Consider the following 15,265-nt stretch of genomic DNA (forward strand, 5'->3'; position numbering starts at 1 on the left):
GTGGCGGCAGGGAGGCGGGCGGCGGAATGTCGGTCCGTGGCGGGGCGGGCGGCGGCGGCAAGCGTCCCGCCCGCTCGGCCGGGGTCCGCAGGATGGGCTTGAAGAAGCCGGCGGTGGAGCCCGCCACCAGCCAGTAGGCGAGCCCCGCGGCAAGGCCCGCGGCCACCACGTAGAACGGGTCGGCGGCCACGGCCGGCGTGCCGTCGGCGGGGGTAAAGAGTTGCGATCCGATCCAGGCCGAGACCACGCCGTTGGCCGCATGGAACATCCAGGAGCGCACCGCGAAGGCCTCGGAGAACAGGATGCCCACCGCCGCCACCAGCCACATGAGGGCGAGGAGTACCACCAGCACCGTGGCCGAGGCGACGATGGCGACGACGAAGCCCACGGCCGCCGCATCCGGCTGGGCCGCGTCGAACAACGACCCGATCCGCCATTCGCCGATGAGGATGACGGCCGACCCCGCCATCACCGCCGCGAGATAGCCCAGCGGTACCAGGATGAGGCGCAGCAGCAGGCGGGCGAAATTGTCCATGGGGGTCGCGTCATTCCGGCAGGTGGCAGACGGCTTCCACGTTGAGGCCGTCGGGATCGAAGACGAAGGCGCCGTAATAGTTCGGATGGTAATGGGGCCGCAGGCCCGGCGCGCCGTTGTCGCGCCCGCCGGCGGCAAGCGCCGCCGTATAAAAGGCATCCACCGCCGCCCGGCTGGTGGCGGAAAACGCCACGTGCAGATGCCCGGTGGCGGCGGGGGCGTCGCCGATCCAGAATTCCGGCTTGCCGGCGCCGAAGCCCACATAGGCATGGCCGCCGGGCGGGTTCGCCTCCATGACGATGCCGTAGCCGAGGGGCGCCAGAACGGCGAGGTAGAAGGCGCGCGAGCGCTCCATGTCGCGCACGGAAACGCCCATATGGTCCAGCATGGTGGCCTCCTGAGCCTGCTTGAACGGCCTGCGCGAACGGTATCGGATTCGTGCGACAACGGCCCCGACGCAGGCCAGCCTACTCGTCCTGGGCCATCATGGCGCGCAAGGCGAGGCGCTCGCGGGCGGAGAGCTTCTCGCTCTCGCTCTTCAATTGCCCGCAGGCGGCGAGGATGTCGCGCCCGCGCGGCGTGCGCACCGGGCTCGCATAGCCGGCGCGGAACACGATGTCCGAGAAGCGCTCGATGGTCTCCCAGTCGGAGCACTCATAGTGCGTGCCCGGCCAGGGGTTGAAGGGGATCAGGTTGATCTTGGCCGGCACCCCTTCCAGCAGCTTCACCAGCGCCTTGGCGTCGGCGGGTGAATCGTTCACGCCCTTCAGCATCACATATTCAAAGGTGATGCGTTTGGCGTTGGAGGCGGCGGGATAGGTGCGGCACGCCTCCATCAGCTCGGCGATGGGGTATTTCTTGTTGATGGGCACGAGCTCGTCGCGCAGCTTGTCCCGCACCGCGTGGAGCGAGATGGCGAGCATGGGGCCGACCTCGGCGCCGAGCCGCCCGATCTCCGGCACCACGCCCGAGGTGGACACGGTGATGCGCCGCTTGCCGAGGCCGAGGCCGTCGCCGTCCGCGAGGATCTCGATGGCTTCCTTCACGCTGTCATAGGCATAGAGCGGCTCGCCCATGCCCATGAACACGATGTTGGTGACCAGCCGGTCGCCCTCGGTGGGCAGGCCGGGTCCGGTGGCGCGGTCGCGGCCGGGATAGTCGCCGAGGCGGTCACGGGCCACCATCACCTGCGCCACGATCTCGGCGGCGGTGAGGTTGCGCACCAGGCGCTGGGTGCCGGTGTGGCAGAACGAGCAGTTGAGCGTGCACCCCACCTGGCTGGAGACGCACAGGGTGCCGCGATCGCTCTCGGGGATATAGACGGTCTCGATGTCGTGGGGCCGCTCGCCCGGATGGTCGGCCGGGAAGCGCAGCAGCCATTTGCGGGTGCCGTCCTGGGACACCTGCTCCATCACGATCTGCGGCCGCGCCAGCGAATAGGCGGCGGCAAGGTCCGCGCGCAGGTGCTTGGAGACGTTGGTCATCTCCGCAAAATCGGTGGCGCCGCGCAGATAGATCCAGTGCCAGAGCTGGTTCACCCGCATCCGCCGCTCGGAGCCGCGCACGCCGATGGCATCGAGCGCCGCGCCCAGCCTGTCCCGGTCGAGGCCGGCGAGGGAGGGCAGGGCGGCGGAGGCCGGCAGCGCTGCATCCGTGGACACAGGCGCAAGATCGGGCGCAGGGGCGGTTTCGGTCGCGGTTTCGGTCGTGGACATCATGGCCGTCACACATAATGCCTTCGGCCCGCGCTTTCCACTTGGAGAATGCAGGGCTGGCCCCGGATCCGCGCGGGGCACCCGCCATCGGGGCCCGTGGGAGCCTCAATGCGCCCGCAGGCCCTCCTGGACGGCGCGGGGAATGATGGCGCCCCGGTGCATGATCACCTCCGCCGCCAGGCGGTGGCCGGCGCGGGCCGCCTCCTCGGGGCCGGCGCCCTTCAGGCGGGCGGCGAGATAGCCGGCATTGAAGCTGTCGCCGGCGCCGGTGGTGTCGAGGGGGGAGACCGCGCGCTCCACCGGCACCTCCACCGTGCGCCCCTCCGCATGGACGAGGGCGCCGGCCGCGCCGTTCTTCACCACCACCTCGGTGAGGCCGTAGGTGGTCATGCGCTCGATGGTGGCGGCGGGCGAGGCGTCGCCCCATAGGGCCACCTCGTCCTCGAAGGTGGGCAGGGCCATGGATGCGCGCTTCAGCGCCTCGGCGAAGACGGTGCGCGCCCGGTTGAGGTCGCCGGCCCAGTTGCGCGGGCGGAAATTGCCGTCGAACACCCGCAGCGTCCGGCTCTGGGTGTTGCTGGCGGCCATTTCCAGCGCGGCGAGGAAGCGGCCGAGGCCCTGGTTGGAATAGAGCGACAGGGTGATGCCCGAGAAATAGACGGCGCGCGCGTCCACGAGAGCCGCCGCCACCTGCTGCCAGCCATCGGCCTCGAACAGGGTGCGGGCGGGGGCGGTGTCGCGCCAGTAATTGAAACTGCGCTCCCCGGCGTCGTCGGTGGTGATGAGATAGAGCCCCGGCACCCGGCCCCGGAGGCGCGGCACGAGGCCCATGTCCACTCCTTCCGCGGTGCCGAGGGCGAGGATTTCGGACGAGAAGGTGTCGTCCCCGAGCGCGGTGGCATAGGCCACGTCCACGCCGCAGCGCGCGAGATAGACCGCGGTGTTGAACGTGTCGCCGCCATAGGCGAGGCTGAAGCGCCCGTCGGACCCGCGGGCCAGCTCCACCATGACCTCACCCACGCAAACCACCTTGGACACGAGCACCTCCGCTGACTTTTCCCAGCCTGCAATGGGACCCTAGCAACACCTGGGCGGCGATCAAATCGTTTTTATTGTATTTTGATACATCCGCCGGGCGGCCGCACACCTTCCGGCCCCGCGCCCTCTCTGCTTTGGCTCCACGCCGGTAACTCCGTGTGGCCACTTCATAAATGCGCTTCCGCCCGGTGTGCGGGCGCAGCGGGACCGGCGTCCGCCTCACTCCGCCAGCGGGGGAACGGCGTGGGTCCAGGTTCCCGGGCGGTCCCGGGGGCCCTGGGCAAGGGCGCCGGCGCCGGGCGGGGCCGGCGGACGGCCATAGCGGGCGCGCAGCTCGCCCGCGCGGCGGGTGTTGGCCTCGATGAGGCACAGGGCGCGCTGCTCGAAATTGCCGATGCCGCGCGGTCCTTCGAACGGGGCGACGCTCTGGCAGTCGAAATTGCGGTAGAGCAGGAAGCGCGACTGGGCCTCGTCCAGCATGGTCCGCCACCGCGCGCGCTGGGCGCCCTGGAGATCCGCCCGCGCCTCGATGACGGTGAAGGCATTGGAGAGTTCCGCCTCCAGCGCCTGCTCGGAGGTGCGGGTGGCCTCGAACAGGCAGCGATTATATTGCCCGCCGGAGATCTTCTCCCTGGGGCAGGCCGGGGTGCCGGACCAGCGTTCGGGGGCGGGTGCCGCAACGCGCTGGTCGAGGGAGGGAACGGCGGAGCGCGCCGCCTCGGGCGCTGCCGGCGGCGGCGCTGCCTGCTCCTCCGGCGAGGCGGGGGCCGGCGTCGTGCCGTCCGCGGGCGCGGGCTCCCACAGGACCGGTGGCGTGGGCGGGGCCGGCGGCGGGGCGATGGCGAGCATGATGAGCGGGCTCAGCGCGAGCGCGAGGGCAGCCAGGCCGAGCCATCGCCCCCGCGCGGGCCGCGCCGCCACGCCTCAGGCCACCTTGCGGTTGGCGGCGAGGAAATCGCCCATGCGCGCCAGCGCCGCGGCGATGTTCTCCCGCGAGGTGGCGTAGGACAGCCGGATATAGCCTTCGCCATGGACGCCGAAATCCGGCCCGCCGATCACCGCCACGCCCGCCTCCTCCAGCAATGCGGAGGCGAGTTTCTTGGCCTCGCTCCAGCCGGTGCCGGAGACGTTGGGGAAGGCGTAGAAGGCGCCCTTGGGCGTCGCGCAGCGCACGCCGGGCAGGGCGTTCAGCCCGTCCACCACGATGCGGCGGCGGGCATCGAACTCGGCCGTCATGGCGTCCACCGCATCCTGCGGCCCCTCGAGCGCGGCGATGCCGGCATATTGGGTGGCGGCGTTCACGCAGCTCCAGCAATTGACCGCCAGCTTGCGCACCTTGTCGTAGAGGTCCTGCGGCCAGATGGAATAGCCGAGGCGCCAGCCGGTCATGGCATAGGTCTTGGACCAGCCGTTGAGCAGGATCAGCCGGTCGCGGATCTCGGGGTACGCCAGCAGGGTGCGGTGTTCCTCGCCGTCGAACAGGAAGCGGTCGTAGATCTCGTCCGACATCAGCGCGACGTGAGGATGCGCGGCGAGGCCCTTCACCAGCCTGTCGATCTCGGCGGCCGGCGTGACGCCGCCGGTGGGATTGGCCGGCGAATTGATGATGAGAAGGCGCGTCTTCGGCGTGATCAGCGCCAGCGTCTCCTCGGCCGAGAAGGCGAAGCCGTTGGCCTCGCGGATCGGCACCGGGACCGGGGTGGCGCCGGTGTGCTCGATCATGGAGCGGTAGATGGGGAAGCCGGGGTCCGGATAGAGGATCTCCGCCCCCGGCTCGCCGAACAGGCGGATGGCCGCATACATGGTGACCTTGCCGCCGGGCATGATCATCACGAGGTCCGGGTCCACCTCCACGCCGTAGCGGCGGTTGAGGTCGGCGGCCACGGCCTCGCGCAGGGGCAGGATGCCGACCGAGGGCGTGTAGCCATGCTGGCCGTCGCGCAGCGCCTTCACGGCGGCCTCGACGATATGGTCCGGGGTGCGGAAATCCGGCTGGCCGATGCCCAGATTGAGAATGGACCGCCCCTGGCCGGCCAGCGCGGTGGCGCGCGCCAGAACGGCGAAGGCGTTTTCCTCGCCGATGCGGTCGAAGGGGGCGGTGGTGGTCAGCATGGCGGGTTCCTCGGCGCGGCGGCCCCGCACCCGGCATCTGGCGCGCCGCTCGGCGGGGGAGGCACTGGATAGCAAAGATGGGAGGGGGAGGGGAGTGGGGATCGCCTCCCGTCACGGCTCGCCCGCTTCTTTGGCCGAACCGTCCGGATCCGTGCCGCGATCCGGTGGCGGTAATTGTGCGCTGCGCCGCCTTCTGGTTTATATGCAACCGGTCCGCTACCCGCATTCACCTCACGCTCCCGGGGAAAGCACGCACCATGGGATCCCTGGATCAGTGGAGGCCGCCGAGCTGGCGCGTGGCCATCGTGGCGGGGGCGATCCTCGTCGCGGGCCTCGCCGCGACCCTGGCGGCCGGAGCGCTGGCGCAGCACGTCATCCGGGCCAACACCCAGGCCCGGTTTTCCGCCGATACGGCCGAGATGGCCTCGGCCGTGGGCGAGCGCGTGCGGGCCCACGCCGAAGTGTTGGTGAGCATGCAGGGGCTCTACGCCTCGGTGGGGCGCATCGATCGCGCCCAGTTCCAGCGCTATGTGGACGTGCTCGACCTGGTGCGCCGCTATCCCGGCTTCGAGGCGCTCCAGGTGCTCCGGCACGTGACGCCGGAGGCCCTCGATGCCTTCGTTGCCGAGGCGCGCGCCGACACCAGCACCGATCCGCGCGGCCAGCCGCGCTTCACGGTCCATCCGCCCGGACCGCGCCCGGTCTACAACATCATCCAGTTCGTGGAGCCCATGCGGGGCAACGAGCGGGTGCTGGGCTTCGATGTCGGCTCCAACCCGGCGCAGCTCGACAGCCTGGTGCGTGCGGCGGAGACCGGGCGCATCGTCGCCACGCCGCCGGTCAAGCTGCTGCAGGACGACAGCGGGGGGCTCGGTTTCATCCTGCGCGCGCCGCTCTACAAGGCCGGCGAGCTGACCGCCACCGTGGAGCAGCGCCGCAACGCCTTGCTCGGCTTCGCCGCAGCGGTCTATCGCGCCAACGATCTCATGCGCGGCGTGCTCGACGCCCGCACCCTCCAGCAGATGAATGTGCGGGTGGTCGACCGCGGCTATGCCCGGATGACCGCCGAAGGCATCGTCACCGCCGAGCCGGCGGATCCGGCGGCCGCGGCCGTGCTGCTCTATGACAGCCGCGAGCCCAACCTCCAGGTGTTGACGCCGGTGGCGGCCGTGCCCATCGGCATCGCCGCGGAGCGGGCGCTGGTGGTGGGCGACAGGCTCTGGCTCCTCCACTTCGCCGCGCGGGCCGGATCAAGCTACGAGACCGACCGCGCCATTCCCGCTCTGGTACTCGCCAGCGGCGCGGTGATCAGCCTGCTGCTGGCCCTCATGGCGCTGTCGCTGATGCGCGCGGGCCGGCTTTCCCGCAGCCTCGGCGCCCTCGATGCCGAGCAGCGGGCACTGGTGGAGAACCCGCTGGCCGGCATCCTTTTCACGCAGGGGCGCAAGGTGGTGCGCGGCAATCGCCGCATGGGCGAGCTGTGCGGACGCGCGCCGGAGGCACTGACCGGCCTCGATGTGGGGGAGATCGCCGCGCGGCCGCAGGATGTCGCCGCCTTCAACGAGGCGCTCGCCGCCATCGCCGCGGGCGGAACCGCCGCCCTCGAGCTTCATCTCAAGCGCGCCGACGCCCCGGCCGTCGTCGTCGATGCCTTCGGCCGTCCGCTGTTCCTGCAGGGACGGCGCGGCGGCGCGGAGGTGCTATGGGTGATGCAGGACAAGACCGACGCGCTCGCCATGGAGGCGGAGCGGCGCAGCCACGAACGCGCCCTGCGCGAGGCCAACGGACATCTCGCCCGGCTGGTCGCCGCCGCCGAGGCCCGCACCGGCGAGATCGCGCTGCTCGCCGAGCTGAGCTCCATCCTGCAATCCTGCCAGTCCACGGACGAGGTGTTCGCCTCGGTCCAGGCCTATGCGGCGCGCCTGTTTCCCGATGAGGCCGGCGCCCTCTACGTGCTCAACCGCGGGCGGGACCAGGCGGTGCGCGGCGGGCGCTGGGGCACGCCGAAGGCCGATGTGGCGACCTTCGCCCCCGACGCCTGCTGGGCGCTGCGGCGCGGCCAGACCTTCCCGGTCTCGGAGGCGAGCCGCGGCCTCGTCTGCGACCATGTGGCCGGCGCGGTGGGCGACGACGCGCCGCCCGACCATGTGTGCCAGCCGCTGATCGCGCGCAATCGCCTTCTGGGCCTGTTCTATCGCGAGCCTTCGGCCGAGGGCGCGAGCGCCTCGGCCATGCAGCTCGCCACCATGCTGGCGGAACAGGTTTCCCTCGCCCTCGCCAATATCAACCTGCGTGAGCAATTGCGCGGGCAGGCCCTGCGCGATCCGCTCACCGGCCTCGGCAACCGGCGCTTCGCGGAGGATGCGCTGGCGCTCCAGATTGCCGCCGCCGACGACGGCCGGCCCCTGGCGCTGGCGTTGCTGGATCTCGATCATTTCAAGCAGATCAACGATACCTACAGCCACGAGGCCGGTGATGCGGTGCTGCGCGCCATCGGCGACGTGCTGCGGGCCAATACGCGCCAGAGCGACGTGATCGCCCGCTATGGCGGCGAGGAATTCCTGCTGGTGCTGCCCAATACCGGGCCCGACGGGGCACTGGCGGTGGCGAACCACCTGCTGGACGCGGTGCGTGACCTGAGGGTGCTGTGGCCGGGCGGCGTGCTGGACGGCATTACCGGCTCCATGGGCGTTGCCGTCTTCCCGACCCATGTCAGCCGGCCGGACGACCTGATCGTCGCCGCCGACGCCGCGCTCTATCGCGCCAAGGCGCAGGGCCGCGACCGCGTGGCCAGCGCCGCCCCGGCCGAAGCGGCCGAGCCGCGCGAGACGCCCGCCATGGACGCGGTGGACTGACACCGTCCGTCAGGGGGCAGGCGGGCATTCATTTCGACCGGATCGGACGCTCTTTCCCGCCCGGCATCAAGCTCCGCCACGATGGCGCCGAAAGCTGAACGTGGCGCGTGCCCGGTGGCGCTGCCGACAGGGAGCGCGGCGGAAATGGAGCAGGCCCCGGAAGGGGCGGCGTGGAGCGGGAAAAGGCAGGGGCGCGTGGTAGCAGCGGGCGGACTTGAACCGCCGACCTCCGGGTTATGAATCCGGCGCTCTCACCAACTGAGCTACGCTGCCACGCTGGGAGACGCGCTTATAGGGGCGGCGCGGATCGGGTGTCAAGAAAGCGGACGGCGCGGCACGCGGCCCCGCCCCCGATTTCCACCGGGCCGCCGCACCGGCCTACGGGATCAGCGCGCCCGCTTCTTGATGCGCGCCAGCTTGAAGAAGCCCACCGGGAACACCGGCGAAATCTCGATCACTTCCATGTCGGGGTAGCGCGCCGCCCAGTTCCGCAGGCGCGACGCCTTGAAGGCGATGCTCCAGCCTACCTTCTTGACCAGCGGGGCGAGTGCCGCCTCGATGTGCATGACGGGGCCTTCGTCCGCCCCGAGCTTGGAGGCGATCACGATCTCCCCGCCGGGCTTCAGCACCCGGTACATCTCGTCGAGCGCGCCTTCCGGGTCCGGCACCAGGGTGATGACGAAGGGCACGGTGACGGCGTTGAAGCTCTCGTCGGCAAAGCCGAGATTGCAGGCGTCCATGGCGGCGAGCAGGCCGACCTGAGACAGGGAGCGCTCAACCTTCTTCTCCACCGCCTTCTGCAGCATGTGGAAGGACAGGTCGATGCCCGTCACCTGCGTGCCCTTCGGGTAATAGGGCAGCACCAGCCCGGTGCCCACGCCCACTTCCAGGATGCGGGGGCCGCAGGCGGCGGCGGCGGCGGCGGCCTTGCGCTGGGCGTCCGCCAGCAGCTTCACATAGACCTTGTCATAGATGGGCGCCCACTTGGCATAAGCGCGCTTCTGTCCTTCAAGATCGTACTGGACCGCCATTCTCAGTCTCTCCCGGCCGGAAAGGGCCGCTTTCGGACGTTGCCTCAGGCCACTTCGGCGACGCTCTTCGCCACCCGTTCCGCCCGCATGATGGTGCCGCCGCCCAGAAGCCGCGCGGCGGCGCCGGCGTCATCGTAGAGCACGCAGGCCTGTCCCGGCGCAACGCCCTCTTCGCCTACCGCCAGATGCACCGCCGGCGTGCCGTCCGCCGCGCGTGCAAGATGCGCCGGCACCGGGGGGCGGGTGGAGCGCACCTTCACATAGACTTCCGCCTGTCGCGCCAGCGCCTCGGCGAAGGGCATGTCGCCGAGCCAGTTCACGTCGCTGATGGCGATGGCGCTCACGATGAGCGCCTCGCGCGGGCCGACCCGCACCTCGCGCCGAGCCGCATCAATGGCGATCACGTAGAGCGGCTCCGGCGTGGCGATGCCGAGGCCCTTCCTTTGGCCGATGGTGTAGTGCATGACGCCGCGATGGCGGCCGAGCACGCGGCCGTCCAGATGCACGATGTCGCCCGGCTCGGCGGCCTCGGGGCGCAGGCGCTGCACCACCTCCGCATAATCGCCGCCGGGGACGAAGCAGATGTCCTGGCTGTCCGGCTTGTCCGCCACCGGCAGGCCGAACTCGCCCGCCAGCACGCGCACGTCCGTCTTCTGCATCCCGCCGAGGGGGAAGCGCAGGCGCTCCAGCTGGGCCGCGGTGGTGGCATAAAGGAAATAGGACTGGTCGCGCGCCTCTTCCGCAGCGCGGTAGAGGCCGCGCCGTCCGTCCGGCAGCGCGCGGCTCGCCACATAATGGCCGGTGGCGAGATAGCGCGCGCCCAGCTCCTCGGCGGTGGCGAGCAGGTCGCGGAACTTCACCGTGCGGTTGCAGTCCACGCAGGGAATGGGGGTGACGCCCGAAGCGTAGCTGGCGGCGAAGCGGTCGATCACCTCTTCCTTGAAGCGGCTTTCGTAATCGAGCACGTAATGGGGAATGCTCAACGTGCGCGCCACCTCGCTGGCGTCGTAGATGTCCTGCCCCGCGCAGCAGGCGCCGCGGCGGTGGGCCGCCTCGCCATGGTCGTAGAGCTGGAGGGTGACGCCCACCACGTCATAGCCGGCGCGGGCATAGAGCCCGGCCACCACGGAGGAATCCACCCCGCCCGACATGGCCACCACCACGCGGGTGGAGGCGGGATCGCCGTCGGTGTCGAGGAGGGGGAGGTGGGTCATGGTCGCGCTGTGGTTGCCCGGCTGCGGGTGCCGCACGTTAGGCCGCGGGGCCGCGTGGTGCAAATGGGTCGCATCCTTCAGGCCACGGGAGCAAGGCGAAATCGGGGCCGGGCACGGTTCGAACGCGCCCCGGCCCCGTCATGCGGGCCTCGGCGTCACCTTTGACCCGGCGTCGCCTTCTGGCCCGCTCCCGTTCGTCCCGGCCTCACTTGCACTCCTGCGTGGCCCGGTCCAGGGCCTGGCCGAGGCCGGTGAGGGAATATTTGTCCGTGGTCGGGTTGCCGCGCAGCGAGGTGGAGACGACCTGGAGGTCCTTGCCGCGGCGCATGGCGTCCACGAGCTTGGCCTCGTCCGCCACGTTGCGCACCCAGGCGCCCTCGTTCTTGGTGTAGAGCTGGAGCGTCATGCTGCCGACGGTGAGGGTCGCGTCCGAGCCTTCCTTCAGCGGGAAGCCCATGGTGACGGTCACCTCGTTCTTCACGTTCTCGCTGGGGCGGGTGGAGACGAAGAAATAGGCCGGGTCGCGCTTCAGCCCCTCGGGGGCGCGGCTCTTGGGCTGGGAGATGGCGTAGCACACCTTGGGGTTGGTCGTGGAGACGTAGACGCTCCAGTCCCCGAACTGCGCCACGGACTTGGACTGGGGCTGGCCCTGCGCGGCGGCGGGGGCCGCGAGCGCGCCGGCGAGGAACACGCCCAGGAGAGTCGGATGGACACGAGGAAGCGTCATGGCTTCTCCTATTTCATCAAGGCCCTTCAGGCGAGCCGGACGAGCGCGCGACCCATTTAGAGGAATCGTGCTCTCACTCTATGAACAGAGACGAATTCGGCGTTGAGAGCGGAGCGCTCCGCGGCTCCGTCCAAACGCATCCGGCTCCGGAAGCGTGACCGCTGTCGGGTAGCGGCGCAGGCAGTCAAAAAAATGGCGAGCAAAAATACCAGACCACGTCTTGCGTTTTCATAAACCAGAGGCTCCGCTCCGCCTGAGGCGTCGGGCATGCCATCGAATGATTCGAAGCAGCATGCGGCTTCGCGCGGCAGGGGGGCCGGCGATCCCTGGGCACGGAGCGCGTCTGAAGGGGCCAGACTGCCGTTGAGGAATGAGTGTGTATCCGGAGCTTTTGTGCCGCGGGGTTAAATTTTGGTAACCCGTCCCCGGTCCATCCGTCACAGAAGGTGAGCCCATGAAAGCGGTCGTCTGCGTGCGCCATGCTCCCCCCGAGGCCCTCGAAATCCAGGAATTGCCAGATCCTGTGCCCGCTCCGGGCGAGGTGGTGGTGGCGGTCTCGGCCATCGGGCTCAATTTCTTCGACACGCTGATCATCCGCGACCTCTATCAGGTCAAGCCGGACCTGCCATTCTCACCGGGGGCCGAGTTTGCGGGTCATGTGGCGGCGCTGGGGGAGGGTGTCACCGGCTTTGCGGTGGGCGAGCGCGTGTGCGGCTATGTCACCCACGGCGCGGCACGGGAGATGGTGGTGGTGCCGGCGCCGTTCCTGGCGCGGGTGCCGGACGACGTCGATCTCGTGAAGGCCGCAGGCCTCATCGTCACCTACGGCACGGCGCTCTACGCCCTGCGCGAGCGCGGCGAGCTGAAGGCCGGCGAGAGCCTCGCCGTGCTCGGCGCCTCGGGCGGGGTGGGGCTCGCGGCGGTGGAGATCGGGCGCATCATGGGCGCGCGCATCCTCGCCTGCGCCTCGTCCGCCGAGAAGGTCGCCTTCGCCAGGGAGCACGGCGCGGACGAGGGCTTCGACTACGCCCAGGGCGACCTCAAGGCTGCCCTCAAGGCCTTCGGCGGAGCGAAGGGGCTCGACGTGGTCTATGATCCGGTGGGTGGCGAGATGGCCGAGCAGGCGTTGCGCGCCCTCGGCTCCCTCGGCCGTTTCCTCGTGGTGGGGTTCGCCGCGGGCGAGATCCCGAAGATCCCGCTCAACCTGCTGCTGGTGAAGAATTGCGATGCCCGCGGCATCGCCTTCGGCGCGGTGGCGCGCAGCAACCCGGCCTGGCTTGCGGGGGTGGTGGCGGAACTGATGGAGCATGCGCGGACAGGTCGCATCTCCGCCCATGTGGACAAGACCTTCCCACTGGAGCGCTGCGTCGATGCGCTGGGCGAGATCGCCGGGCGACGGGTCAAGGGCAAGGTGGTGCTCACCACCGGCCGCTGATCGCGCGCCCTGCGGGCTCAGTCCGCCTTGTCCGCGAGGCGGGTGAGGGCGTCGCGCGCGGCGGCGTAGTGATCGGCCTTCACGTTGCTGGACAGCAGCTTCAGCGCCGCCATCAGCACCGCCGCATCGTCGCTGAAGCCGATGAGGGGGAAGATGTCCGGCGCGATGTCCAGCGGCAGGATGAAATAGGCGAGTGCCGCCAGAAGCGTCGCGCGCACCTTGAGCGGCGTCTCGCGGTCGAAGGCGGCGTAATAGCTCGCCACCGCATCCTCGGCGAAGGGGACGGACGCGGCGGTTGCCTTGATCTTCTTCCAGAAGCCGCGGCGCACGCTCTCTTCGTCGCGCGCCGCCTTGTCCCGCTCGTCGGGGGAGAGGCCGTCGGGGCCGAACGCATCGTCACGCAGGGTAGTGCTGGTCATACCTGTCATTTGGGAAGGCCCCGGCCGGCCGCAAGGCCCCGCAGCCCGTCCTCACAGCAGCGGATAGGCAGCCTCGACCAGATAGGGGCCGCCGCCCACCGAATCGCGCGAGGAGAACAGCACGAAGCGCGGCACGTGGAAGGAGGGGCTGCGATAGTGCCCGCGGGTGGCGAGATAGTCGGCCACTTGCCGCGAGGACGCGTCGCGCAGCCGGGCCAGGGTCACGTGGGGCTTGTAGTTGCGCCCTTCCGCGCCGAGGCCGAGGCGCTGCATGATACGCTCCTGCTCCGCCTGCAGCTCCATGAGGGCGGGATTTGCCTTCACCGCCGCGAACACGGCGCGCGGCTTGTGGCCGCCGAACTGGTCGATGCCGTCCAGCATCAGGTCGAAGGCGGGCCGGCGCACCTGGCCGAGCATCAGCATGATGTCGCGGCCGGTGGCGTCGTCCACGTCGCCGACGAAGCGCAGGGTGACGTGATAATTCTCGGGATCGATCCAGCGGGCGCCCGAAAGCCCGCCGCGCAGCAGCGACAGGCCGAGCCCGACCTCGCGGGGGATCTCGATGGCGGTGAACAGTCGCGGCATGAAACCCTCCGCGATCGGCCGACCCTGCGCGAGGGGTCGACGCTGGCAGCGCCGGCGCCGGGGCGGAACCGCCCGGTGGAGCGACGATGGCGCAAGTGAAGAAGATTCGCGCCGGGAAGAAAAGGGAGGCGGCCCCGCAAGGCCGCCTCCCGCTGTGCATCGGGCGCGCGGCGCGCCCTTTTCATGTGCCGTGCGGACCGGCGGCGCGGCTCAGCGCCTGCGTTCCCCGCCACCCTGCGGGCGGGCTCGCTGCTGCGGCCTCGCATTCTGCTGGGGCCGGGCCCGTTGCTGGGGCCGGGCATTCTGCTGCGGGCGTGCCCGCTGCTGGGGTCTCGCATTGGGCTGGGGCCGCTGCTTGGGCCGGGCGTTCTGCTGCGGACGATTGCGCGTCTGTCCCGCATTCGGGCGCTGGCTCGGGCGGCTCGGACCCGCGGAGGGACGCTCGGGCCGATTTTGTCCGGCACCGGGCCGGTCCGGCCGGTTGGGACGATCCGTTCCCGCGCCGGGGCGCTCGGGGCGGCTCGGACCCGCGCCGGGCCGATCCGGACGACCGGGGCCGGCATCGGGACGGCCGGGACGGTCCGGGCGACCGGGACCCGCGCCGGGACGATCGGGACGGCCGGGACCGGCATCGGGACGGCCGGGGCCTGCGCCGGGGCGATCCGGGAAGCCCGGACGACCCGGAATCGCTCCGGGCCGATCGGGGAAGCCGGGGCGACCGGGGCCTGCGCCGGGGCGACCGGGGCCTGCGCCGGGACGATCCGGGCGGCCGGGACGGCCGGGCGGAGGCACGCCGGGGCGGCCGGGACGCCAGGGTCCGGGACCCCAGGCCGGAGGCCGCGGGCCGGGTCCGGGGCCCCAGCCCCAATGGGGTGGGCGGTGCCAGCCGGGAGGCGTCACCCACACCGTGTTCCAGCCGCGATTGTTCCAGCCCCAGCGGTTGTTCCACGCCGAACCCACCAGCACGCCGCCGCCGAACAGCAGCGCGCCGGTGGCGAAGGTGGTGAACACGCTGGAACTGTCATAGACCGGCACATACACCCGCTCGGGGTTGGCCGGCTGGATGTAGATGGTGCGCTGGCCGCCTTCCTCGCGGGTGGTGACCACCTGCTGGGGCGTCGTCTTCAGGTTGCCGACGCTTTCGGCCTTGGCGCGCAGCATCTGGATGGTGGTGGACACATCCTGCGGCTGGGTGGCGAAGGCGAGGCCGATGGATTCCGTCCACTCCATGTGGTCGTGCAGCAGCCGGACCACGTCCGGGAACCGCGCCAGCGCCTTGACCGACGAATCCCAGTCCTTGGCGTCCACCTGGGCGAAGTTGCGGGCCTGCACCAGGCGCGGATTGGCCGTGATCCAGTTGTAGGCATCGACGATCTGCTCGGGGAACAGTGTGGCCGGGAACAGGATCGCCAGCAGCGGGTCAGGATAGAGCGCCAGCGGGCCGAGGAGATATTCGAGGTCCGAGAGCGAATAGACCGGCGCGGTGTCCGCCGGCTGCGCCGCGGGAGCGGCGGCCAGGGGCGCCTGGGCCGCGGCGGGCGGCTGCGGGGGCTGAATGTCGGGCGCCGGCTGCGCGGGGGGCATCGGCTGGGCCTGGGC

General features: G+C 70.7%; 14 protein-coding genes and 1 tRNA gene. 2 read left to right on the top strand and 13 right to left on the bottom strand.

The genetic code is table 11. The annotated features are described in order from the left end of the window. The 6 genes from K9U40_RS18495 to K9U40_RS18520 form a co-directional block, all read right to left on the bottom strand. Positions 1-535, bottom strand: a 535-nt coding sequence (locus K9U40_RS18495; RefSeq protein ID WP_282891609.1) for a hypothetical protein, incomplete at its 3' end; no start/stop codon positions are given. A 10-nt stretch (positions 536-545) separates the two neighbouring features. Further along, entirely contained in the window at positions 546-923 is a 378-nt protein-coding gene (locus tag K9U40_RS18500) for a VOC family protein (RefSeq protein ID WP_282891610.1), read from the bottom strand. A 79-nt stretch (positions 924-1,002) separates the two neighbouring features. Further along, positions 1,003-2,253 (bottom strand): 23S rRNA (adenine(2503)-C(2))-methyltransferase RlmN, encoded by a 1,251-nt coding sequence (rlmN, locus tag K9U40_RS18505; protein WP_282891611.1) that lies wholly within the window; start codon positions 2,251-2,253, stop codon positions 1,003-1,005. A 102-nt stretch (positions 2,254-2,355) separates the two neighbouring features. Further along, on the bottom strand, positions 2,356-3,288 hold the full coding sequence (locus tag K9U40_RS18510) for a sugar kinase (RefSeq protein ID WP_282891612.1): 933 nt from the start codon (positions 3,286-3,288) through the stop codon (positions 2,356-2,358). Positions 3,289-3,507: 219 nt separating this feature from the next. Further along, entirely contained in the window at positions 3,508-4,209 is a 702-nt protein-coding gene (locus K9U40_RS18515) for a lysozyme inhibitor LprI family protein (protein WP_282891613.1), read from the bottom strand. A 3-nt stretch (positions 4,210-4,212) separates the two neighbouring features. Next, a complete protein-coding gene (locus tag K9U40_RS18520) occupies positions 4,213-5,400 on the bottom strand; it encodes a pyridoxal phosphate-dependent aminotransferase (RefSeq protein ID WP_282891614.1) in 1,188 nt (395 codons plus the stop codon). Between the two features lie 257 nt (positions 5,401-5,657). On the opposite strand from K9U40_RS18520, the gene K9U40_RS18525 reads away from it, so the two are divergent. Continuing rightward, on the top strand, positions 5,658-8,255 hold the full coding sequence (locus K9U40_RS18525; RefSeq protein WP_282891615.1) for a CHASE domain-containing protein: 2,598 nt from the start codon (positions 5,658-5,660) through the stop codon (positions 8,253-8,255). A gap of 196 nt (positions 8,256-8,451) precedes the next feature. On the opposite strand, the gene K9U40_RS18530 is transcribed toward K9U40_RS18525, so the two are convergent. The 4 genes from K9U40_RS18530 to K9U40_RS18545 form a co-directional block, all read right to left on the bottom strand. Continuing rightward, positions 8,452-8,528, bottom strand: a tRNA-Met gene (locus K9U40_RS18530). Between the two features lie 113 nt (positions 8,529-8,641). Next, positions 8,642-9,286 (bottom strand): class I SAM-dependent methyltransferase, encoded by a 645-nt coding sequence (locus tag K9U40_RS18535; protein WP_282891616.1) that lies wholly within the window; start codon positions 9,284-9,286, stop codon positions 8,642-8,644. 44 nt (positions 9,287-9,330) lie between these two features. After that, positions 9,331-10,500, bottom strand: a complete 1,170-nt coding sequence (gene mnmA / locus K9U40_RS18540) for a tRNA 2-thiouridine(34) synthase MnmA (protein WP_282891617.1) — start codon at positions 10,498-10,500, stop codon at positions 9,331-9,333. A 205-nt stretch (positions 10,501-10,705) separates the two neighbouring features. Continuing rightward, entirely contained in the window at positions 10,706-11,227 is a 522-nt protein-coding gene (locus tag K9U40_RS18545; RefSeq protein WP_282891618.1) for an invasion associated locus B family protein, read from the bottom strand. Positions 11,228-11,681: 454 nt separating this feature from the next. On the opposite strand from K9U40_RS18545, the gene K9U40_RS18550 reads away from it, so the two are divergent. Continuing rightward, complete coding sequence (locus tag K9U40_RS18550; RefSeq protein ID WP_282891619.1) at positions 11,682-12,662, top strand: NADPH:quinone oxidoreductase family protein; 981 nt, start codon at positions 11,682-11,684, stop codon at positions 12,660-12,662. A gap of 17 nt (positions 12,663-12,679) precedes the next feature. On the opposite strand, the gene K9U40_RS18555 is transcribed toward K9U40_RS18550, so the two are convergent. The 3 genes from K9U40_RS18555 to K9U40_RS18565 form a co-directional block, all read right to left on the bottom strand. Beyond that, entirely contained in the window at positions 12,680-13,090 is a 411-nt protein-coding gene (locus K9U40_RS18555) for a YkvA family protein (protein WP_282891620.1), read from the bottom strand. 42 nt (positions 13,091-13,132) lie between these two features. Further along, positions 13,133-13,666 (bottom strand): RNA 2',3'-cyclic phosphodiesterase, encoded by a 534-nt coding sequence (thpR, locus tag K9U40_RS18560; protein WP_282891621.1) that lies wholly within the window; start codon positions 13,664-13,666, stop codon positions 13,133-13,135. 210 nt (positions 13,667-13,876) lie between these two features. After that, the coding region (locus K9U40_RS18565) for a DUF3300 domain-containing protein (RefSeq protein ID WP_282891622.1) at positions 13,877-15,265 on the bottom strand (1,389 nt) is incomplete at its 5' end.

The organism is Xanthobacter autotrophicus, assembly GCF_030015065.1.
Taxonomy (GTDB): Bacteria; Pseudomonadota; Alphaproteobacteria; order Rhizobiales; family Xanthobacteraceae; genus Xanthobacter; species Xanthobacter autotrophicus_D.